Source organism: Devosia sp. SL43 (assembly GCF_021729885.1).
In the GTDB taxonomy this organism is placed as follows: domain Bacteria; phylum Pseudomonadota; class Alphaproteobacteria; order Rhizobiales; family Devosiaceae; genus Devosia.
In genome coordinates this window covers 136720-159357 of record NZ_CP063401.1, presented here as the reverse complement: position 1 = coordinate 159357, position 22638 = coordinate 136720, and the positions used below count along the sequence as shown (strand labels likewise).

The window sequence follows — 22638 nt, the reverse complement described above, 5'->3', positions numbered from 1 at the left end:
CAGAGAAGCGGGTTGGGCGATGGGCGTGCCGGGAGAAGTCGATAGTGCTGAAGCAGTTCCCGCTATTTCAATCGTTGGGTGGACGCGGAAAACTATTGTACCAACTGCCGCGCTGATTTTATTGGTTCTTTTGATCATTGGGGTCAATCCGTTTAGGCAAACGCTGGCACCAATGGACCTGCTGCTAGCCTACCCTGGATGGGCAAATGCCGGGATCAGTACGCCGCTGGTAAACCCCGAGCGCTCAGATGCATTGGATCACCGCTTGCCCAACTGGCGGTACTTCAGGGAGGAACTGCGCAGAGGTCATATGCCCCTTTGGAATCCACTCCATCAATTGGGCGCGCCTGGCATTCAGGCTCCTATATATGAGGGGCTTTCCATTCCCTTCTTGATCTTCGCGATCACACCCAATGAAGCCGTCGGATATACTCTTGCAACTATTGCAAATTTTCTATTGGCTGCAGTTGGTGCCTACCTGCTGCTGCTTTTTATGTTCGAGAGCAAGGCGGCAGCCGTTTTCGGAGCACTGGTTTTCGCGTTTTGTGGCTTCAATTTGGCTTGGACCCATTGGCCCCATCTAACTACCAGCGCCCTAATTCCATGGGTCCTAGCCTCGCAGCTGCGTTACTGGCAGTCGGGAAAATTGCGCTGGGTACTCCTGTTCGCGGCCTCCGTTGCGCTAATGGGGCTGGCTGGGTTTCCATTCGTTGCACTACTCGGGGCGATCTGCGCGTCCATTCTAGGTGCGGTCTTGTTTGTTTCTGACCTGGCCCGAACAGGACCAAGCCGTCGCCTATTTGCCCTTACCATCTCAACCAGCGCAGCCGGAATAGTGGGGCTTCTAGTTGCGTTGCCCGCCATTATGCAAATATCGGCCATACTCGAGGATACTGACCTGTCGTACAGGGCCGGTGGGACCGGCTTGGACGCATCTCATCTCGTCAATCTGTTTGGTCTCGATTTTGTCAATCGGCTAGGTGTGGAGCGCACCTTCTCGGCTGGAACGATTGCGGCCGTGCTTGCTGCAGGCGCATGCTTTTTTTCCGTGCGCTTCCACAATAGGTTCGCGCTCTTCGGCATTCTGATAGGTCTTTTCGTCCTGTGCACTGCTTACGGATTTGCTCCAGCCGGGGTAGTTCGGGCAATTCCTGGTTTTAGCAACAACCCCTGGAGTCGAGCGGCTCTTTTGGTGGGTTTGGTGCTGGCTGTGCTTTCTTCTTATTTGATCGCGCTTAGTCAGCAAAAAGCGAAGAGTTCAGGCATCAATCTATGGTGGGCAGGATCTTATGTAACGGTCGTGGCCATCCAAGCCACGCAATTGGCTTTGCAATTTGGAATGCTCAACGCGAAACCACCAATTGAGGCGTATTTTCCGACTACGCCGTCTATCAAATACGCCCAGGACAACTTACTGCCTGGGCAAAGTGTTGTTGCGGATGGGAGCTTTTTGATATCGGGGGTCCTGACAAACTACGGATTGCCCGAATTGTTCGCTCATGGCTTCCGGACCGTTCAACAACTCCCATTGCTCGCCGATATCGCCGCAGAATATAGAGCTTCGCCGACTTCAACGAATATCGCTTGTGGCGGTGTAAATTTTTCAAGCAGCATCCCCACCTACGCAGCGGTTCGCTTTTTCCTAATCGGGGAGGAGTGCTTGAGTATGCATTTCTTCGAAACAAAAGGTGCCGGCCACGCCGCATCAATTCCACTGAATCTTGGCGAACTGCGGGGAGAGCTGACGCTAGATACAGCTGCAACGGTGAAGCAAGTGCAGATACTTCTCGCTACATATCGAGAGCCGATGTCGCCATCGGCGCTGACACTTAGCCTCTACCGTGAAGATGAGCTGGTAGGCTTGGCACGTCTTGCCCCCGAAGCGGTGAGCGACAACGCCTATGCAACATTTGATTTCGACGGGCCGATCTTGCTTAGCGCGGGAACTTTTAGATACGTACTCTCTATGGACCGCCCAGATAGTTCAAAGCAACTCAGCGTCTGGACCTTTACCAGTGCCAACGGCAAGACGTACCGCGTAGGGAACCAGGAGGTTGCCGGGGCGCCGAAGTTGCGCCTTGTTTCGCCACCGCGGACACTGCCGACACAGCCCATCATGTCACTGGAACCAGGCATAGCAGTGATTGAGAACCCTGCAGTTACCGGCTCGGCCTATTATCTTTCACGCTTGGAAGGCCATCCGATCGCAAACTACCAGCCAGTTGAACTTGTTTCGTTCGCACCAGACGATGTTGCAGTGAGATATGACGGAGCGGAGAGTGGTTGGATCGCTCTGCCAATTCGCGTAAATAAGGACTGGCTAGTCACTGTCAACGGGCAGCCAGCCAAAATAGACCGCTTTCTCGAGTTCTTCCCCGCAGTGGCGGTCAGTGGTCCCAGTGATGTCAGGTTCTACTACGCTCCCGCGGGCTTTTTAAGGATGCTGCTACTCAGCCTTTGCGGAGCAATACTGTTTGCGACCATGCTGATTGGTTGGCACTTGGTTGAAAGAAAGAGTTTGCGCAAAGCTGCAAGCGGCTTTTGACCCTCAGCACCTATGTCCCAGATTGGGGTTGAACTCTAAGGAGGAGGCTTTGTTGCGTCCACGCGGGGTGCGAGAGAGTAACCTATGGGAGCAGTCTGGGAGGTCCGGGCACTATTGCACGTGAGCCGGTCCGTCTCGCCTTGTCAGACCGCCGACAATGGCCGGCCGGGCCATTGATGAACGTGGGCTATTTTGGCTGTACGAAATCTGGGGCGACTGCCTGACCAAGGGGACTGACGCAATATCCTCCAATGGTAAGCAGATCGGCCAAGCCCAACACTCGCAGTTGCTCGCCGAGTTTGGTGGTGAGATCGCGGGGGCCACATCGCCGCAAGGCGAGAAGTGCGACACGTTGCGGTCGCGTAAGGCGATGCCAATCAAGGTTCATTTCCGCACCTTTCATATGCCATTAAAGCGGCAACAACTGTGGCGACTTGCGGGCATCTCCGTTCACATGACAGCGAGAACGGTTGCGCCTCTATCTGGCCTCCAGTGACCTGACACTTCCTGCGAGCGCAATTTGACGCTACGCAGAAGCAGAGACAAAACCCCCCGAGCCGTCGTGCACCCTACAGTGATCATTGCTGCCTTGCTCATCAGCTGGCTTGGCACCCTCCTCATCGAGCGCCACGCTGATCGCCTTGGGCTGGTTCAAGCACCCAACGCGCGCTCCTCGCATACTCGGCCAACGCCACGCGGCGGCGGCCTCGCCATTGCGCTTGCCTCGGTGCTTGCGGCGACCGCCTTGGCTCTGACTGGTCATGGCGAACTATGGACCATCACCATCTTGGCAATGTGCATTGCATCGCTCGGATTTGCTGACGATTTGTTCGATCTGTCGCCCGCCCTTCGCTTTCCGATTCAGGCTGTGGTTTTCTCGACCTTGCTTTGGACAAGCGGGCCGCTGCCCGGCATCGCGCTACCACTTGGTTTGGCACTCGCGGGCCCACTGCTCTTCATCATCGTGTTGCTGGTGGGCCTTTGGTGGCTCAACCTCTTTAACTTCATGGATGGCATTGATGGCATCGCCGGCAGCCAGGCGATCTTGCTGCTGTTAGGTGGCAGCGCCATCTGGTGGCTCGGCAACCCCGCCGCCGCAGACTTTTCGGCCTTCTGGCTCGCGCTGGCAGGCGCTGCTGCCACCGGTGGCTTCCTGCTGCGCAACTGGCCACCCGCCAAAATTTTCATGGGTGACGCAGGCTCCAATGCACTCGCCCTACTCATTTTTGGGGTTGCCATCAGCACGATTGTCGAAGGCCAAACGGCCTACCAACCCTGGCTGATCCTGCCGGCAGTGTTCGTAACTGATGCCACGGTAACGCTTCTGCGGCGCCTGCTGCGTGGTGAACGTCCCTGGCACGCCCATCGCCGGCATGCCTATCAGCAGCTGTCGAGGGTCTGGGGGCACCGCCGCGTAACCCTGGTCTATAGCGGGCTTACATTGTTCTGGACCTTCCCCCTCGCATGGGCGGCCCAGCAACTGCCGATCTGGAGCTGGTGGCTGGTGCTGTTGACCTATGTCCCGCTGGTTGCCCATTCCCTCCGCGCCAATGCAGGTGGCGCCAACGAGGTGGGAGCCTAGCCGACAGGTGCGGGCTCAACAGGCCTGGGTGCGGAGTCCGCGATCAGGGCGAAAAGCTGTTCCCGCGCCGCCGCTTCGTCCTGCGCCGCTATGGACTGCTCAAGCAGGTTGAGCGCTGCGGGCAGTTCCCGAACTTCGCCACGACCAATAGCAGTCATGATCTTGGGATGCCGCGTCGGCCGCGCACTGGCCGCATCGTAAAAGAGCTCCTCGAACATCTTCTCGCCCGGTCGGCTGCCCACCGTGACGATCTCGATACTGCCACCAGGGTTGGCCGCGTCGCGCACCGTCTGCCCTGCGAGTTGAATCATGTTGCGCGCGAGGTCAGAAATCTTGACCGGGGCGCCCATCTCAAGCAGGAAAATGTCCCCACCCTCGGCTAGTGCACCGGCCTGCACGATGAGCTCCGCCGCCTCATGGATCGACATGAAATAGCGGGTCATTTCTGGATGAGTGAGGGTCACGGGCCCGCCACGGGCGATCTGCTCCTCAAACAGCGGCACCACTGAACCGTTGGACCCCAGCACATTGCCAAACCGCACCGCGCTGAATTTTTGGCCCGTGCCCGCCTCCACGGCGCGCTGCGCATAGTGGCGCATGATCAGTTCGGCCCAGCGCTTGGTCGCTCCCATTACGTTGGTAGGCCGCACGGCCTTATCCGACGAGATCAGCACGAAATCGCGCACGCCTGTCTCGAACGCTATCCGGGTCACTGCCAGCGAACCAAACACGTTGTTCCGCATGCCTTCCAGCGCATTGGCCTCAACCATTGGCACGTGCTTATGCGCAGCCGCATGGAACACGACTTCGATCCCGTGCTCTGCTATCGCGCGGGACAGAGCCCCCGCATCGCCGATCGAGCCGAGTACAGGCACGGCTTTGGCACCCAAGGTATCGGACAGCTCGCGGTGCACATTGTACAAAGCGAACTCGTTCTGTTCGAACAACACCAAGACGGTCGGCGACCAGCGCGCGATGAGGCGACAGAGTTCCGAACCGATCGACCCACCTGCCCCGGTGACCAGAATTGCGCGGTCGCGGATCATTTCTCCAAGCAACTCAGCTTGTGCCGGCACAGAAGAGCGGCCCAGCAATTCGTCAATGTCGATCTCTCGAATCTGATTGACCAGATACTTCCCGGTCAGCAAATCCGCGATGTGGGGAAGCGTCCGGATCTTTATTGGATAGCGGGTCAGGTTGGTGACGATCTGCCGCCGCTTTTCCGAGGTTATGGACGGCATGGAAAGGATCACCTCCTGAACGCCATAATTGGCAATCAGCTCCGGCAAATAAGCCGGCGAATGAACGCGCTGACCGGCAATGTCACGACCATGCAACGACTTGTCGTCATCAATGAACCCAGCGATCAGGCGTCGCCCCTGCGAACGCAAAGCAACGGCCAGTTGTGACCCGGCTTCGCCAGCGCCATAGATCACGATTTGCCCGCTTTTCAACTGCTCTTCAGGTGGAGCCCAGATGAAGCGCTTGGCGGCAAAGCGGCTACCGATGATCAGAGTTCCTCCGACCATCCAGTAGAACAACGGCACTGAGCGCGGAACAATGCCATTCCCGGCCATCTCGGTGAGAAACACGACCAGCACCCAGCCCAGGGCGGCAAAGGTCATCGCCTGCAGCATCGTCCAGATCGCGCGCTCCGGAAGATAGCGGATTACTGCACGATAGAGCCCCATCCGAATGAAAATCGGGATCGCAACAATGGGCGCGATAGCAATGACAATCCATTGCTGCTGCCGCGGAACAAAAAAAGTGCCGTAACGTAGCGTATAACTGGCCCAGACAGCAGCGGCCAACACTAATGCATCGAATACCACCAGCACAATGCGCTTGGCAGGACGAGGAAGACCACCCAGCCAGCTTCTTATCGGCTCAAACATCAGTATCCATTGCCTGTTTACCTGCCGTCCCCTCTGCGAGAAGGCCCAGATTGCAGGTCGAAATCCATAGCGCCTCAAATGACAAATTGGAAGCGAAACGGCCTGCCACCCGTCGATGGCTTGTGGTCCTTGCGACAGCTGACCACAATAGACTGCCCCGCTGGGATAGCGACAACCGTTGCGACTTGTGCTAGCACCCCGCCTGTTCAGGCATACGCCGCGTCTTACAGGCAACAGTGCCAAACGCGATCAGGAGTCCACGTTGAGTAGTCACGTTGTTATCACGTCCGAGAGCAAGCTCTCCGACGGCCTGGATGACCTAAAAGCTGGTTTGGTAGGCTACGAACAATGGGTGCACTTTGCCTGGCACGAGATTCGACAACGCTTCAAGCGGTCGATTCTGGGTCCGTTCTGGATCACCCTGAGCATGGGCATACTGGTCATCACCCTTGGCATGGTGTTTGGAGGAGTGCTGAACCAGGGCAGTGAAGTCCTGATTCCATATCTCGCTACCGGTCTGATATTCTGGGGTCTTTTTACCTCAGTGATCAATGACGGTACCAACGTTTTTATTTCCGCCGCAAGTTATATCCGCGACGTTCCTTTGCCGACGAGCTCCCATTTTTACCAGATGATCACTCGTAACCTGATCATCTTTGCCCACAACATGGCCATATACGTGGTGGTATACATTTTCTACATACATACGGCTTCCGCCAGTTTTTTGTGGTTTATCCCAGGCTTCGTCATTTTTCTGGCTAACATCGCCTGGATAGGGTTGGTCATTGGCATATTATCCACCCGTTTTCGGGACATTCCTCAGGTCATAACGAACGCCATCCAGGTACTGTTCTTCGCAACCCCCGTCGTCTGGTCCACCGCGTCAATGCCGACCCGGCCTGCCTTTGTCTCGCTTAATCCACTTTACCATCTGCTTGAGGTCGTCCGCGCACCGCTTTTGGGGCATGAAGTTGGCCTCTCATCATGGGCGATAGCCACCACCATGGCCGTGATTGGCTGGGCTGTCGCCATCTGGCTTTACGGTCGCTCTAAATCTCGCATTCCTTATTGGATCTAGAATGTCGCATATTTCTATTTCGAACCTAACAGCCGACTTCCGGATCTATGGTGCCAGGTCCCGTTCGCTGAAGATGAGGGTACTTTCTCAGGCCACAGGTGGCAGGCTCGTTTCGAGGGAAGACGAAGCCGTAACTGTTCGCGCTATCGACGACCTCTCGCTGGAGGTAAAGGCGGGAGATCGTATAGGGCTCGTTGGACACAATGGCTCCGGCAAGACTACGCTGCTCCGCATTCTGTCAGGCATTTACAAGCCGTCGGGTGGACGAATTGAGATAAACGGATCAGTCGGCACCCTGCTCAATCCCAACGCGGGTATGGATCCTGAATCCACAGGGACTGAAAATATCTACCTCCGCGGCTATGTCTTGGGTCTCACCAAGAAGCAGATCGAAGACCAGATAGAAGACATTTCAGAGTTCTCGCAGCTTGGTGACTTTCTGCAACTTCCGGTCAAGACCTACTCCGCCGGCATGGCGGCACGTCTCGCTTTTGCCATCTCGACTGCTGCGCATAACGATATTTTGCTGATTGACGAAGGCATTGGGGCCGGAGACGCCACATTTGTGAAGCGCGCCCAACAGAGGATTGACGACCTGATCAATAGAACGTCAATCGTTATGCTCGCTAGTCACTCAGAGTCTATCATCGAGAGTTTATGCAATAGACGTATCAGCATGTCCCACGGCAAGATCATAGAAGACGTCAGATTCAATGGCTAATAGTACCAACACAATTTCACTTGGTGCACATGGCATACTCAAATTCGACTTCCAACATGGCGGATAATCCAGTAAATCGCGACGTCAATGCGGAATCCGAAACTTTGGCCGCAAGATACGCGAAACTTCACACGGAACATGCGCGCCTAAAGGCAAGGGCCGTGGCTCTCGAGGATATGCGAGACCAAGCGATCCAAGATTACGATGCCATTCGCTTGTCTACCATTTGGCGCTGGACCCGGCCGCTAAGAATGTCGCTCACGAGAGTGAAGTCGATTGGGGCCAGCATATCGAGGGCGCTGGCCGCGGTGCGCCGAAAGGGCGTGCTAGGATCTCTCTTGGCGGCACTGCGGATCGCCAAATCTGAAGGCCTGGCCGGACTGTGGTTCAGACTAGGCGCCGTGGAACACGGCTTGACAGTAGGGGTAAACGACGAGGACTACGCCAGGTGGATTGAGCTTTACGATAGGCCAAGTGTGGCGAGGCGAGAGGCGCTTCTCAAGGCGGCGGAGAACTTCGCCCGCAGACCGCTCGTTTCGGTTGTGATGCCCACGTTTAATCCTGACCTGCGGCATCTGGAAGAGGCCATAAGATCGGTTCAAGACCAGATTTATCCCAATTGGGAACTGTGCATTGCTGACGACCTGTCAACGGCTCCTGGCGTCAGAGAGGCGCTGGCCAGGTGGGCCGCACAGGATTCTCGCATTAAGATCGTGCTCCGCACGACAAACGGACACATTTGCGCCGCTAGCAACTCTGGACTCGAGATCGCGGAGGGCGACTACGTTGCACTTTTGGACCACGACGACACGCTGCCTGATCATGCCCTCTTCTATATCGTAGAAGCGATAAACCGGCACCCCGACGGGATGATCTTCTATACGGACGAGGACAAGATCACCGACAGCGGCATCCGGTGCCAACCTTACTTCAAGTCCGACTGGAACTATGACCTGTTCTTGTCACACAACATGGTATCACACCTTGGGGTGTACAATCGGAGGCTGCTTGTCGACATTGGGGGCTTTCGTGAGGGTCTGCATGGTTCGCAGGACTGGGATCTGGCCTTGCGGGCCTGTGAACGGATAAGCTCGAGCCAGATCGTCCACGTTCCTCGTATTCTGTACCACTGGCGCATTCATCCCCAAAGCACCTCGGCAAATGGCCAAACTGCAAAGCCCTATGCCTATGTGGCGGCCGAAAGGGCACTCAATGACCATTTCGGCCGAGCAAAGATCGCAGCAAGTGCTAAATTCATTCCTCAACTGGGGTCGTTCATAGCGGTGTACGATCTGCCCGCAACGCTGCCCAAGGTCAGCATCATCATTCCCACGCGGAATGGCCACAAGCACCTTGCCCGATGCGTCGAGAGCATTCTCGAGCTGACCACCTACACCAACTTCGAAATCTTAATCGTGGACAATGGGTCGGATGAGGCAGCTAGCCTCGCCTACCTGGACGAAATTTCTGTCCACCCCTACGTCAGACTCATTCGAGACTCGGCTCCGTTCAACTATTCACGGATAAACAACCAAGCAGTTGCGCAGGCACGTGGTGAGCTGGTGGCTCTGGTCAACGATGACGTGCAAGTCATCAGCCCGGATTGGCTTTCCGAAATGGTCTCGATAGCCCTGCAGGAGGGTGTCGGCGCCGTCGGCGCAAAGCTATATTATGGCAACGACACCGTACAGCATGCGGGAATTGTGGTCGGTGTGAACGGTATTGCTGACCACGTCCACTTGCGCATACCTCGCCACTTTCCGGGCTACTTCTCGAAGGCTATGCTCATTCAGTCCTTCAGTGCAGTGACCGCAGCATGCCTGGTAGTGAGAAAGTCAGCTTACCAACAGGTTGGTGGATTGGATGAAGTCAATCTGACAGTCGCATTCAATGATGTTGATTTTTGCCTCAGGCTTATGGAGGCTGGGTATCGAAATGTCTGGACGCCTCAGGCTGAGCTATACCACCATGAATCTTTGACTCGAGGCGCCGAAAATACCCCTGAAAAACAGGTGCGCTTCCAGGCCGAAATCAAGTACATGCAGGAACGATGGGCGACCGCCCTATCTCATGACTTTGCGTACAATCCCAATCTTGATAAAGCCCATGCAAACTACACGCTCGCCTGGCCACCTGCGGTGCCAGTTTTTGACCCTGCTGCTGGGACGTGAGGGCGCTGGCTTCTTCCAAGTAGGCCAAGGGTGAGACCAACCGTTGTCGCTCTAATAGTGACATTCAACCCCAACCTGCCGAAGCTGCGAGATTTGCTCGCAGCTCTGGCGGGCCAGGTTGATGGTGGAATAGTCGTCGACAATGGTTCGGAGCACGACCCCGCAGCTGCCTTGGGGCGCGGCACGCTTTGCATTTCATTGCGCGAGAATGTCGGAATTGCGCAGGCGCAGAACCTAGCAATCCACGAGGCCCGCAAACAAGGATGCGACTATGTCATCCTGTTTGACCAAGATAGTCTGCCACCCCCGGGCATGATTTCTACCCTAGTGGCCATAGCGGAGCAGAAGCGACTAGCCGGTGAGCTGGTGGCCGCCATTGGGCCGGCATATATTGACCAGCGCCTGGGGAAGCCGTCTCGTTTTCTCCGCACCCATGGATGGTCATCGTCACTGCAAACACGTGAGGTCGGTGAGACAGTCGTTGTCGACCATCTCATTGCATCTGGCTGCCTGATTCCCATGCAAGCCCTGGACCGCGTTGGCGGGATGAGAGCCGAGCTGTTTATCGACTATGTCGACACGGAATGGAGTCTCCGGGCGGAACATCAACATGGGCTTTTGAGTTATGGGACTTTCACCACAACGCTCGATCACGAGCTCGGCGACCGCCCCATTGAGGCCTTTGGACAGCGATACGCAATCCATCCGCCACTGCGCCACTACTACCTCTTTCGAAATTCAGTCTGGCTGTGGCGCCAACCCTGGCTACCGATAAGGTGGAAAGTGGCGCGTGGTCCAAAACTGCTCCTTCGGCTGGGTTTTGTGGCCGTGTTTGGCAAGCCGCCATTTTCACAATGGCGCATGATTGCTCAAGGTCTCCGGGACGGTTTTGTCGGCAAGATGGGAAAATATGAAGACCGCTGACATAGACGTCATCATCGTCAATTTTAATGCAGGACCCTTGCTGGGTGCGTCGGTGCAGTCGGCGTTCGCCGCTGGCGCCGGGCGCGTTATCGTCTCCGACAACGGTTCTACTGACGGTAGCATCGAAGATCTTGCGAACGCCAATACCAACCCGTACCTGACGATCATTCGCAACGGCAAGAATTTGGGTTTTGCTGCTGGATGCAACGTGGGCGTCAAATCCAGCGTGGCCCCAAACCTCCTTTTTCTGAACCCCGACTGCAAGGTTGATGGTGCCGCTTTGGAGCGGTTGCTTGCTGCGCTGCGGTCAGATGCTAAAGTAGGCATGGTCGGCGGTTACCTTCAGAACACCGATGGCAGTGAACAGCGCGGCGGCCGCCGGAGATTTCCGACGCCAGTCGATGCGTTCAAGCAGCTCTTTGGCATTCGCTACTGGTTGGAACGGTTAGGGCTCCACCACCACCAGGATCGAGCCAGTACCGAGCCTTTGCCAACCGGGCCAGTCTCGGTCGATGCAATTTCTGGCGCCTGTATGCTCATCAAGACAGAGGCAATGGAGGATGTAGGCCCCTGGGACGAAGGATACTTTCTTCACTGCGAGGATTTGGACCTGTGCAAGCGCTTCGCCTTGGCAGGGTGGAAGGTCATATTTGTGCCAAATGCGATAGTGTCCCACGTAAAGGGCGCCAGCGGAGGGGCGACCAAAGTCTTTGTCGAGTTGCACAAGCATCGCGGCATGCTGCGCTTCTACAAGAAATTCTACGAACACACATACCCTCGCCCAATGATGTGGCTAGTGACCATTGGCGTGTGGTGTCATTTCGCCGCCGTTGCTCTCCTGTCGAGTCTAGGCCCAGAGATTAAGCCTCGCTCGGCTTGACGTGTGCTTTTCAATCCGGTCTAGAGGGGCGCAATTGCGGGGCGTTGACGCTGGTATGCGGAGAGTTGCACAATGGAAATTATCAGGCACGCCCTACAAGACGTGGCAGAGATTATCCCAAAGAGGCATGAAGATGCCCGTGGCTATTTCTCCGAGATATTCAAGGATGACTGGTTTCGCACAAACGTCGCAGATGTCGACTTCGTGCAAGAAAACCAATCCCTGAGCAGAACAACTGGCACGGTTAGAGGATTGCACTTTCAGTCCGAACCATATGCCCAGGGAAAGCTGGTTCGGTGCCTCGCCGGTCTTATCTACGATGTCGCAGTGGATATCAGAGTCGGATCGCCAACGTATGGCCAGTGGATTTCTGTAGAACTGTCCCCGGAAAAGGGTAACCAGCTTTGGATACCCGCAGGCTTTGCTCACGGCTTCTGCACGTTGAGCGCAGACTCAGTCCTCTGCTACAAAGTGACTGCCGGATACAGTACAGATAACGATCTCGGCCTCGCATGGGATGATCCACAGATCGCGGTATCTTGGCCTTCGGTTGCAGATGCAAATACGCTATCGGGCAAAGACAGGAAACAACCAACACTTTCCAGTCTTGGCCAGTACTTTCGGTTTTAGGGTTCGGGATTTATAAATGCGTGTTCTCATCACTGGCGGCGCTGGTTTCATTGGTTCGGCCCTTGTTAGGTATCTCGTTCGCGAAAGGGGCTATGAGGTCCTCAACGTCGACAAGCTGACCTACGCCGGCAATCCAGCATCACTATCACTTGTCGACAGCCAGCCGAATTACCGGTTCTTGAAGGCCGACATCTGTGACGAAGGCGCGATGCGAACTGCGTTCGACACCTTTCGTCCCAATCGGGTTATGCATCTAGCCGCCGAAAGTCATGTTGATCGCTCCATAACTGGCGCTCGTACGTTCGTTGAAACCAACGTCATGGGCACAATGACACTGTTGGAAGTGGCGAGGTCATACTGGTCCGACCTTGCCGCCGAGGAGCGAAGCGCGTTCCGGTTCCTGCACGTTTCAACCGATGAGGTATATGGGTCGTTGGGCGATAGCGGGCTTTTCGCCGAAACCACACCCTACGATCCAAGCTCCCCATATTCTGCTTCTAAGGCAGCCTCGGATCACTTGGCGAAGGCCTGGGCACGCACCTACGGCATGCCGATCGTTGTGTCGAACTGCTCCAACAATTACGGGCCGTATCACTTTCCCGAAAAGCTCATACCGCTGATCATCCTGAATGCTTTGGACGGCAGGCGGCTGCCGGTTTACGGCAAAGGGGAAAACGTTCGTGACTGGTTGTACGTCGATGATCACGCACGGGCGCTCGACACAATCATTTCCAGCGGCCGGATCGGTGAGACCTATAATGTTGGCGGCCGAAACGAACGTCGCAACATCGATGTCGTACGCCGCATCTGCAGCGTTCTTGACGATCTCCGACCCGATGCACAGCCGCGTGAATCGCTGATCGACTATGTCACCGATCGGCCGGGTCATGACGCCCGGTACGCCATTGATGCTAGCAAACTGGAGACGGAACTCGGCTGGAAAGCGACAGAGACGTTTGATACTGGCATCGAAAAAACCGTGCGCTGGTACCTAGAGAATGAGTGGTGGTGGCGCCCGCTGCGTCAAGCCTACGATGGCCAGCGCCTCGGCATTGTTCAGGCCGAGCGAGCCTCCGCGCAATGAGAATTGTTGTCACCGGTCGGCAAGGTCAAGTGGTAAGCGCACTTGTGGCTCGGCCGCAGGGCCACGAGATCATTGCGCTCGGTCGTCCTGAACTCGACCTTGAACATCCCGAGACCATCAGGCCAGCGCTGGTTGACTCACGACCCGACGTCATCGTTTCTTCCGCAGCATACACTGCTGTAGACAAGGCCGAGACCGAGCCATCGCTCGCATTTAGTGTCAATGCTGGCGGACCTCGGACGATAGCGGCTGTTGCGGCGGACATGGGCATTCCGATCATCCACCTGTCCACCGACTACGTCTTCAATGGCCGCAGCACATTGGCATATGTCGAAACGGACCAGACGGATCCGCTGGGTGTCTATGGATCGTCCAAACTTCAAGGCGAAGCGTCCGTGGCCGCTGCTACCGAAAATCACGCAATATTGCGGACGGCGTGGGTCTATAGCCCGTACGGCGCAAACTTTGTAAAAACGATGCTTCGCTTGGCCCAAACGCGGGATGAAATCCGTGTAGTGGCAGACCAGGTTGGTAATCCCACAAGCGCTCTTGATATTGCCGATGCAGTCATTGCCGTGGCGAAAAATCTGAAGGAGCGAGAGAAGGACGCCAGTCTGCGCGGCATCTTCCATATGACAGGAACTGGCAGCACGAGCTGGGCGTCCTTTGCCTCTAAAATCTTTGAAGTATCCGCGGCGATGGGAGGGCCCACATCCCGCGTAGTCGAAATTCCATCTACTGAGTATCCGACCCCGGCACCGCGACCTGCAAATTCGCGGCTGAACTGCCAGAAGCTTCGTGACACCCACGGTCTCACACTTCCCAATTGGGAAACGTCTCTCGAAGTGGTTATGCAGCAGCTCGTGCCGTCAGTTTCACAGAACGTCTAGGGAGTAAAATTGTGAAGGGTATTATCCTGGCCGGCGGGAGTGGCACGCGACTCTATCCCGTGACGCTTGCCGCATCAAAGCAGCTGCTCCCCGTATATGATAAGCCGATGATCTATTATCCGCTGACCACGCTGATGTTGGCCGGCATCAGGGACATCCTGATCATCACGACCCCACATGATGCCGAAAGCTTCAAGCGACTGCTGGGTGACGGGACGCAGTGGGGAATCCAAATTACCTACGCTGTCCAACCCCATCCGGCAGGTCTCGCGCAGGCCTACGTCATCGGCGCCGACTTTGTCGCCGGCGACTCCTCGTGCCTAATTCTTGGCGACAACCTGTTTTTCGGCCACGGTTTCACCGATACGCTCAAATCCGCCCAAAACCGCAGCGAGGGGGCGACCGTTTTTGCCTACCACGTCGCAGATCCCTCTCAGTACGGTGTGGCTGAGTTCGACGACCAGATGCGCGTGTTATCGATCGAAGAAAAACCGAGACAACCCAAATCATCCTGGGCTGTTACGGGCCTCTACTTCTACGATCAGGATGTGGTGGAGATCGCGGCCAACATCAAACCGTCCGATCGCGGCGAGCTTGAGATAACTGACGTCAACAAGGTCTATCTCGAGCGCGGCAAGCTTAACGTGGAGCTCTTGGGCCGCGGATTTGCTTGGTTGGATACCGGCAGCCCGAATAGTCTGCTGGAAGCTGGCGAGTTCGTTGCAACGCTGGAAAAGCGCCAAGGGTTCAAGATCGCTTGCCCCGAGGAAATAGCTTACAATCAGGGTTGGATCGCTGTTCACGAATTACGGGCGATCGCGGCAAAGTTGGGAAAAGGCGAATATTCCCGCTATCTACTGGGACTACTCAAATAAGCATCTGCAAGGCGGAGCGCGATATCCTACTTCGCCAGGGACTCGATATGAGGTTCTTTTTTGTGGCGAAGCACCGAGGGATCTGGCCGGTCTCGTGGATGCGGGGCGCTCGGTGTGCCTCGCTCGGGCTTCCATGCCTGGCTCAACCGCTCTCCGAGTAAGCGGACTCAATATGACGAGGTGCTCGTCGCCGAGATCCGGTCCAGCTTTGCCGGAAGTGATCGCACCTATGGCGCCCGGCGCGTCTGGCACGACGTGCTGGCCGAAGGGCTCGAAGCCGGTCTGCACCGCATCGAGCGGATGATGCGCCAGGGACGCCTGCGGGCGCGGCCTCGACGGCGGGGCCTGCCCAAGGATGGCGGGCAGTGCCATGCGGTCTCGCCCAACATCTTGGACCGGGCGTTCCTGGCGTCGGCGCCCAACCAGAAGTGGAGCGCCGACTTCACCTACACCTGGACGGCCCAGGGCTGGCTCTATGTGGCGGCGGTCGTCGATCTCTACCCCCGCCGGGTGGTGGGCTAATCGATCAAATGTGCGGTCTCGTAGCACGAGGCCTGCAGACCAGAGGTTACAAGAAATGATGAAAGGCCGTGGGGCGGAGCAGCTGCGGATTGGCTACGGACGCATTTACTTCCTGCTGCATCGCCAGGGATTCGGCATGAATCTCAAGAAGCTCACGCGGCTCTACAGTGAGGAGAGGCTTCAGGTTCGTAACCGCGGCGGTGGCAAGCGTGCCCAAGGGCAATACACACCCGATACCCGCGTCCGACCGGCCAAATCAGCGCTGGAGCCTTGACTTCGTCAATGATGCCTTCACCGTTGGCAGCTGCCTTCCGGGTGCTGGCCGTGGTGGGGCGACCAGACGCGGGAGTGAGTTCCTAGCTCACATCGCCGAACATTGCTGTCCAGGCAACGGGTGGTGCGTGAGCTCAATGCCACCGCCGCCGAACGCTTCGACAAGTGGATTACGCCTGGAAGCAAGCAGCTTGCACGAAGCGCAGAAGCCCATACATTCTCCTGCATGAGTCTTGCGCATGGCAGCCGCCAACGGTACGGCCAGTTGCCGCACCTTTGACATGCGCTCATTGAGCCACGCGCAAAAAGACCTGCAAATCCAATGGACGCAAAATGCCCAAACCTATGATGCCTGCCCAAGCGATCGCTACGCGTTATGGACCAATGATTACTCCTGCCAATGAAAGAGATCTGATAGGCAGGTTTCTTAGAGAGTATGGCGAGTGGGCCGGACTAGAGACAAAATTTCTATCAACATTGCTCCCAAGGGACTCGCGAATCTTAGATGTAGGCGCTTTCATTGGCACGTTCAGTCTTGGCATTGCGGTAGATAAACCAATTTCTTATAGTTGCCTCATAGAGGCCAATGAATATTCACTCCCTATTTTGCAACAAAATATACAACAAAACGCTGAATTTTCTAATGATGTGATTTATGGTGTAGTTGGATCCGAAAATGCTTTGGCACAAGAAGGTAGAGCCGATCCCGACAATGCCGGATCTACTTCATTTGATCGATCGGCCACTGGCGCCGATATAGTGGCATTTCCGACTGAGACAATTGCAATCGACGAAATTGTCAGCAATTTTGGTCCGTTTGATCTCATAAAACTGGACGTCGAGGGCATGGAAATGTCCATCTTGAAGACGCTCACCATGTCAAAGTGCCAGAATTCAATTCTGTGGGTCGAATGCAACGAAAATATTCGTTCTTTGCATCTCGTTGATTTCCTACTGAGCCTAAATAGGGACGTCTACTATTACGCTTGGCCCTCCTATAACAAACAGAATTTCAAAGGTTCTGACCATCAAATATTTCCGTTTGCCTACGAGGCCGGCCTATTAGTTGTGACAGAGGCTGGCCTCCAGGAAACTGCAATCATCCCGCCGGAGTGCATACTTCGACCCATAAGGAGCGCCACTAACCTGCAGGCCGCCCTTTGGCAAACTCCAAGATGGGGCGAACAGAGATGGCGAGAACTCAGCCTGCCAGAACTTGCTGGGATAGCAAGTCATTCGTTAGCACAAACTAGCGAGTCCTCGTTTCTGTCGGAGCAAGGTTCCGACGACTATACCAAGATGAAAAACATAGTGGCACTGGCTCAATTCGAGCGTCAAACGCTCGAGCAGGAGCTTTCCCAACTCAATACGAAATATGCTGCATGTTTAAGGTCTTCGGCAGAAAGAGGCCGCCGGAACGTCGAACTGGAGGACCGTCTTGTACAGTTGCAGGACAGCTCAACGCTGCGAGAGGATCGGATTGCTACGCTACAAAGAGGGGCGACAACCAGTTCTATCGACCAGTCATTGAGCGACAAAATTGAAGCGTTGGAGGAAACAATTTTGAACATTAGAAGCAGTCGTAGCTGGCGCTTTGGAAACAAGATGGCCCGGCTAGCCAAAAGCCTTCCAATACTTTCATCCATCCTCAAGCGACTGATCAAGTAAACGGGAGGAAGTGTCATCGAACACGAGCTTGAAACATTATCCCTAGCATTTGACACCCGGTATTATTTGGAAACCTATCCGGATGTTGCACGCGCCGGGATTGATCCGATAGTTCATTATTGTCAAGCAGGATGGCGGGAAGGTCGCAGGCCGTCACGAAATTTCGATACTGAGTATTATTTACTGCGAAACCCGGACGTTAAGGCCGCAGGTATCAACCCCTTTTGGCACTATTTGATTGCGGGCAGTAAAGAAGGTCGGGAGTGCGTTAGAAAGAATGACGCGGCACGATCCAGTCTAGAGAGGGCAAATATTTCTACCCGAACAGAAAGGCCATTCAAGTCCCAAGTTTCTTCGAATACTGGTATTATTAGCGGATGGATTAAACCGGATAGGCCAGTTATATTCAGCGTCAGCCACGATGACTACCAGGTCAACTTTGGCGGGATCCAGAATGTTGTTGGCGATGAATGCGCCTCGATCGTAGCGTTTGCGAACTATGTCCACATTTCTCCTAAATTCTCAACCCAGGGCTTGGCCGACTGCGAAATAGACGACGACGTTTACAGCGTGAGAATTAACAACGTCAATCGCACAGACGCTTTGGTGTCGCATTTGATGGAGATCTGCGATGCGGTCTCTAAGTCCGGCACTACTGTTATCTGGATCATACACCATCTCATGGGATTTAGACCGGAGGACATATCTAGTTTAATTAGAAGAAGCAAAAGTACGTGCGTTTTTTATTGGGCACACGATTTCTTCTCTGCCTGCCCGAGCTACGTGTTGCTGCGCAACGACATTGCTTACTGCGCGGCCCCAGCCCCAAGCTCTAGCGCGTGCGGCATTTGTGTTTATGGCGAGCAGAGACAATCTCACCTCCATCGAATGCGGGAGTTTCAAACAGCCATTCGGCCGCGTCTTGTTGCCCCCTCAGCCTCCGCTTTGAGGATATGGCATCGGTCCATGAACACCGGCGATACTGCAGGCGCCATTTTGCCGCCTGCTCGGCTCGTTGGGCGCTCAGACGAGAAAGTGGAACGAGACTTGCCTGCAAGGAGGTTGCGAATTGCCTTTGTGGGCTATCGAGCATTTCACAAGGGATGGTCGGTCTTCGAGCAACTCGCGGTACAGCATCACCTTGATGAGAGGTATGAATTTTTTCAGGTGGGTATAGCGTCCGGCCCAGCTATGCCTAGTTCAATTGAACAAATTCCGGTACGGGTCACCTCCGAGGACCGCTCCGCTATGGTCGATGCACTCGTGCAACACGAAATTGACGTCTGCATCTCATGGTCGTTGTGGCCAGAGACGTTCAATTTTACTGTGCATGAAGCCATGGCAGCTGGGACGTTTGTTGTTGCTCGCCGAGATGAAGGCAACGTCTGGAAGGCCGCTGCTGAGTTGTCGCCTGAAGGCAGCCTTGTAGTTTCCGATGAGCGAGGCCTGTTTGAATTATTTTCCTCTGGGCGCATAATAGAAATTTACCAAAAATCTGTGAGACATAGAAGTCTCCTAGTTTCGAACCGCGGGACATTGCCACTAATATTGGCAGAGCTGAATGCGGATGGAGGGTTTGGTAAGTGAGAAAGGCATTCTTTACGAGCGCGTCGTTTGCATACCTGGACCGAGCGCGCGTTTTATTTCAAACTCTTCGTAAGTTTCACCCAGACTGGGAGCTGTGGTTATGCCTGGTGGACGAAGAGCCCGAAGGCTTCAGCTTTGATCCCTCCATAGAGCGCCTCGACTTCGTTGTCAGGTTGCAAGACCTAGGGATAGATAACGTTCTGTCCTGGGCATTTCAGCATGACGTCGTTGAGCTTTGCACCGCTGTAAAGGGTCCGATGTTGTGCCATATGTTAAGTCTTGGCGTAGACAAGGTCATTTATCTTGATCCGGACATTGCTGTATTTAGTGCGCTTACCGAGGTCGAGTCGCTCCTTGACAGTCATGATGGGGTGCTCACCCCACACCAGATTGTTCCAGACAGTGACATAAGTGCAATCGTAGATAATGAGATTGGCTCGCTAAAATACGGCATCTACAACTTGGGCTTTCTTGCTGTCGCCGGTACTGAGGAGGGAAAGCGTTTTGCACGTTGGTGGCGCGATAGATTAATGCATTTTTGCTTTGATGACGTCCCGTCGGGCCTCTTTACCGACCAGAAGTGGTGTAATCACGCTCCAGTTTTTTTTCCTGGCATCGCGACTCTGCGACACCCTGGCTACAACGTGGCGAGTTGGAACCTCTCTCAGCGGCCAATCGAAATTGCTCTAGATGGAGTTATTACTGCCGCAGGAAGTCCGCTTCGCTTCTTTCACTTTACAAAAATTACTCACGTCGGCGAGTTGATGATCGAGAGGTACTCCGGTGATCGACTAGCTGTTTTCGAAATACTAAAGTGGTACAAGGATCGTCTCAGACTAAACGGCACCTCTGTTCCCAGCGGCTGGTGGCATTACGGAAAGTATTTGAACGGGACGCCGATAACTGCCGCCGATCGCAATATCCATCGCGTGCTTCGAGATCAGCAGAGACATCTTGCCAATCCGTTTGCGTCCAGCACTCCCTTGGCACTATTACCATAATTTGCGCGGCCGGTGTGGGGGCCGAACGAGGCCAGGATTGGAGTCTCTTCAACAGCAAGATAGATGAGGCATGCAGACCGTAGGCCAGGCCAAGCTGGTGGCTGGAGCCATTTTCGGCCGCTCTCGCACACCTTCACCGGTGCCGTACTCGGCAGGTTGTTGCGAACGCTATGCGGCTCAGCGTTCCGGATCACCTACCCGTTGAGCAGCCGACATTGTCTCATCGTGCAAAGCCTCGGCGGATGGGGAAGACACGTCCTGACTGATCACCCACCCCTGTCGCAACACAATGCCGATGAATGACGTACAGCGGGTAGCAACACTCAGTGCATAGCGCTGGGGGCAGGCTAGAAAACATCCAAACACTCTCTAGGAGCACTGAAGTGCAAGAAGTAGATAGAAAAATATTTGTACTTGGTGACTCTAGGACTGGCACGTTATCTCTGCACAACTTTTTTCAAAACAATGGAATCTCCTCAGTCCATTATTTTATGGCTGAGAGCAACCAAACAGATCCGATCCACATCGGATACGAACAAAACCGTGCGAATTTCTTCAGTTTTCTAGAAAGCACTGATGTGCGTGCGTTCACGGACTATCCCACGAGAGCATACTATAAGGAGCTCCATGATATTTTCCCGGACGCATACTTCATTTTGACCGTCAGATCCTCAACGGAAGTCTGGCGAACGAGCATGGAAAAGTTCCTAGGGAAGTTCAACATTCCCGCTGACCTTGATAGATTGTCAGTTGGATACGAGACAGTGAACGCAGATATTGAGAAGTTGTTTTCGGATAACCGAAATTTTATCAAGGTTGTCATCGATGATGGCAACGAAATAAACGAAAAGCTAATTTCAGATTTTCTGGAAATTTCGACCCTTGTGCCGATAAGCAACGACAACGTTACTTCAGATATTGACAATAGAATTTGGTCAAAACGCTACAAGGTATATGGCGGCCGGGGTCATGAAGCGCTTTCAATATTGCGGAGCATGACGTTTGGGAGCAAAGCGCTTCTATCAGAGCATGGCTGGTGCTTTCTGGCAAACGATAGCAACAACTTCTTGGAGTATTTATTCGGAACTAGGAATTGGTCTTCGGAAGAATCTATCAAATCTTTAGATATAATTTCTAAAAGGATCACGCAACTTAAACAAGCAGGCATAATATATCAGAAATATATCGTGCCGGAGAAGGCAGTTGTCTATCGTGAGTATTTGCCGCGCTCTGTCGAGGCCCTTCAAATATCCGACTTAAGACCTGCGTTCATTCTCGCAGGTCATGAAAGTGGCGTTGTCAGGTACCTCTATAAGGAGGCTGATGACGCCAAATCTTTAGGTCAAACGTACTTCAAAGGTGACAGCCATACAAACTGGCTGGGTGCGTGGGCGGTATACCGCCAGATAGCAGAGGGTCTTGGGCACGACGGACTTCTGCAGGATAGGCCGATTGACCTCGCGGATCTCCGCCCCGAACTCGCTTCCTACGACGGCGATCTGTTCAGTCAACTGCCGGCACAGATTTTGTCGGAATGGAAGAGGCGGTGGCAGTTTAGGTTGGCACAAGAGGCAATGGAAACCACAATCAAGTACGAACTGCGAGACGGCCGACGCTGTGCAGTTGCCGTCCCAGTGCCACAACAATTTGACACATGGTTCACCGGTCGCCAGACCTTAGCATATGAGAGGCCAGACGGACGCGGCCTGAGGGCCGTGATCTTTCGTGATTCAACGGCCGATTTTTTTACCGACTACCTGGCGCAGCACTTCTCTAGGAGCGTCTTTATCTGGCAAGGGGGCCAGATCTTTGATGACGTAATAGAGATCGAACGACCTGACCTAGTTATCCACGTGATGGCGGAGCGATTTGTCTCGCACTATCCCAAGTTCTTGCCAACAACCCGAAATGCAGCCCAGACTGCCCCTTAGACGCAAACGGCTTGTGTGCAATTTTGCTCGGCAAAGAATTTTCTGGCACGGCATTCCGACACCAAATTTTCAGCAATGTTCTCCAAGTGCAGGTCCTCCCACGATGACTTTTAAATTGGCCATGCATTCGCTCTACAACGCCATCAAGTGCGTACAAACTTCCAATGTGGAAAGCGACTCCGTGGAGTGCAGCGTCTGGCGTGGCGGAAGCTCGATTTGGTGGGCCTCAGTATGCGAGAATTTGGTACCGTCCGCCGGATGTGGCCATACGATACCTTTGAGGGAATGACTGCGCCGACAGACGTTGATGAGCTTTTCCTTGTTACGGAATTCGCCGTTGTGGATCCGGGTGGATCCAAACGTGAGATTGATAATTTAGTA

General features: G+C 54.6%; 19 protein-coding genes and 1 pseudogene. 19 read left to right on the top strand and 1 reads right to left on the bottom strand.

The genetic code is table 11. From position 1 onward, the window contains the following. Positions 1-19 precede the first annotated feature (19 nt). From IM737_RS00780 to IM737_RS00770, 3 genes are all read left to right on the top strand, one after another. A complete protein-coding gene (locus IM737_RS00780) occupies positions 20-2545 on the top strand; it encodes a YfhO family protein (RefSeq protein ID WP_236897579.1) in 2526 nt (841 codons plus the stop codon). A gap of 157 nt (positions 2546-2702) precedes the next feature. After that, on the top strand, positions 2703-3041 hold the full coding sequence (locus IM737_RS00775; protein ID WP_236897577.1) for a hypothetical protein: 339 nt from the start codon (positions 2703-2705) through the stop codon (positions 3039-3041). A 231-nt stretch (positions 3042-3272) separates the two neighbouring features. Further along, entirely contained in the window at positions 3273-4127 is an 855-nt protein-coding gene (locus IM737_RS00770; protein WP_236897575.1) for a hypothetical protein, read from the top strand. Here IM737_RS00770 and IM737_RS00765 read toward each other — a convergent pair. Continuing rightward, a complete protein-coding gene (locus IM737_RS00765; RefSeq protein ID WP_236897574.1) occupies positions 4124-6022 on the bottom strand; it encodes a polysaccharide biosynthesis protein in 1899 nt (632 codons plus the stop codon). The genes IM737_RS00770 and IM737_RS00765 overlap by 4 nt on opposite strands. Before the next feature lie 262 nt (positions 6023-6284). On the opposite strand from IM737_RS00765, the gene IM737_RS00760 reads away from it, so the two are divergent. From IM737_RS00760 to IM737_RS21040, 16 genes and pseudogenes are all read left to right on the top strand, one after another. Further along, positions 6285-7100: an ABC transporter permease gene (locus IM737_RS00760; RefSeq protein ID WP_236897572.1), complete on the top strand. Its 816-nt coding sequence runs from the start codon at positions 6285-6287 to the stop codon at positions 7098-7100. Positions 7101-7245: 145 nt separating this feature from the next. After that, positions 7246-7821, top strand: coding sequence for an ABC transporter ATP-binding protein (locus IM737_RS00755; protein WP_442874184.1), 576 nt, complete (start codon positions 7246-7248; stop codon positions 7819-7821). Positions 7822-7877: 56 nt separating this feature from the next. Continuing rightward, complete coding sequence (locus tag IM737_RS00750) at positions 7878-9992, top strand: glycosyltransferase family 2 protein (protein WP_236897570.1); 2115 nt, start codon at positions 7878-7880, stop codon at positions 9990-9992. 57 nt (positions 9993-10049) lie between these two features. Further along, positions 10050-10916: a glycosyltransferase family 2 protein gene (locus tag IM737_RS00745; RefSeq protein WP_236897569.1), complete on the top strand. Its 867-nt coding sequence runs from the start codon at positions 10050-10052 to the stop codon at positions 10914-10916. Further along, positions 10903-11796: a glycosyltransferase family 2 protein gene (locus IM737_RS00740; protein WP_236897568.1), complete on the top strand. Its 894-nt coding sequence runs from the start codon at positions 10903-10905 to the stop codon at positions 11794-11796. Before IM737_RS00745 ends, IM737_RS00740 begins: the two co-directional genes overlap by 14 nt. A gap of 72 nt (positions 11797-11868) precedes the next feature. Continuing rightward, positions 11869-12426, top strand: coding sequence for a dTDP-4-dehydrorhamnose 3,5-epimerase (rfbC, locus tag IM737_RS00735; protein ID WP_236897567.1), 558 nt, complete (start codon positions 11869-11871; stop codon positions 12424-12426). 16 nt (positions 12427-12442) lie between these two features. Further along, positions 12443-13510, top strand: a complete 1068-nt coding sequence (gene rfbB, locus IM737_RS00730) for a dTDP-glucose 4,6-dehydratase (protein ID WP_236897566.1) — start codon at positions 12443-12445, stop codon at positions 13508-13510. Continuing rightward, complete coding sequence (gene rfbD / locus IM737_RS00725; RefSeq protein WP_236897564.1) at positions 13507-14400, top strand: dTDP-4-dehydrorhamnose reductase; 894 nt, start codon at positions 13507-13509, stop codon at positions 14398-14400. The genes rfbB and rfbD overlap by 4 nt, the downstream gene beginning before the upstream one ends. Positions 14401-14411: 11 nt before the next feature. Then, positions 14412-15275 carry a glucose-1-phosphate thymidylyltransferase RfbA gene (gene rfbA / locus IM737_RS00720; RefSeq protein ID WP_236897562.1) on the top strand — a complete coding sequence of 288 codons (864 nt, stop codon included), beginning with the start codon at positions 14412-14414 and terminating at the stop codon, positions 15273-15275. Continuing rightward, a pseudogene (locus IM737_RS00715) lies at positions 15269-15794 on the top strand (IS3 family transposase); the annotation flags it as partial. The gene rfbA and the pseudogene IM737_RS00715, both read left to right, overlap by 7 nt. A 58-nt stretch (positions 15795-15852) precedes the next feature. Further along, positions 15853-16071 carry a hypothetical protein gene (locus IM737_RS00710; protein WP_442874157.1) on the top strand — a complete coding sequence of 73 codons (219 nt, stop codon included), beginning with the start codon at positions 15853-15855 and terminating at the stop codon, positions 16069-16071. A gap of 332 nt (positions 16072-16403) precedes the next feature. After that, positions 16404-17738, top strand: coding sequence for an FkbM family methyltransferase (locus IM737_RS00705; protein WP_236897560.1), 1335 nt, complete (start codon positions 16404-16406; stop codon positions 17736-17738). 966 nt (positions 17739-18704) lie between these two features. Then, positions 18705-19325, top strand: a complete 621-nt coding sequence (locus IM737_RS00700) for a hypothetical protein (protein ID WP_236897558.1) — start codon at positions 18705-18707, stop codon at positions 19323-19325. Continuing rightward, positions 19322-20326, top strand: coding sequence for a hypothetical protein (locus IM737_RS00695; RefSeq protein ID WP_236897557.1), 1005 nt, complete (start codon positions 19322-19324; stop codon positions 20324-20326). Before IM737_RS00700 ends, IM737_RS00695 begins: the two co-directional genes overlap by 4 nt. A 383-nt stretch (positions 20327-20709) precedes the next feature. Continuing rightward, positions 20710-22257, top strand: coding sequence for a sulfotransferase (locus IM737_RS00690; protein ID WP_236897556.1), 1548 nt, complete (start codon positions 20710-20712; stop codon positions 22255-22257). Beyond that, entirely contained in the window at positions 22235-22546 is a 312-nt protein-coding gene (locus IM737_RS21040; RefSeq protein WP_442874156.1) for a TylF/MycF/NovP-related O-methyltransferase, read from the top strand. Before IM737_RS00690 ends, IM737_RS21040 begins: the two co-directional genes overlap by 23 nt. Positions 22547-22638 lie beyond the last annotated feature (92 nt).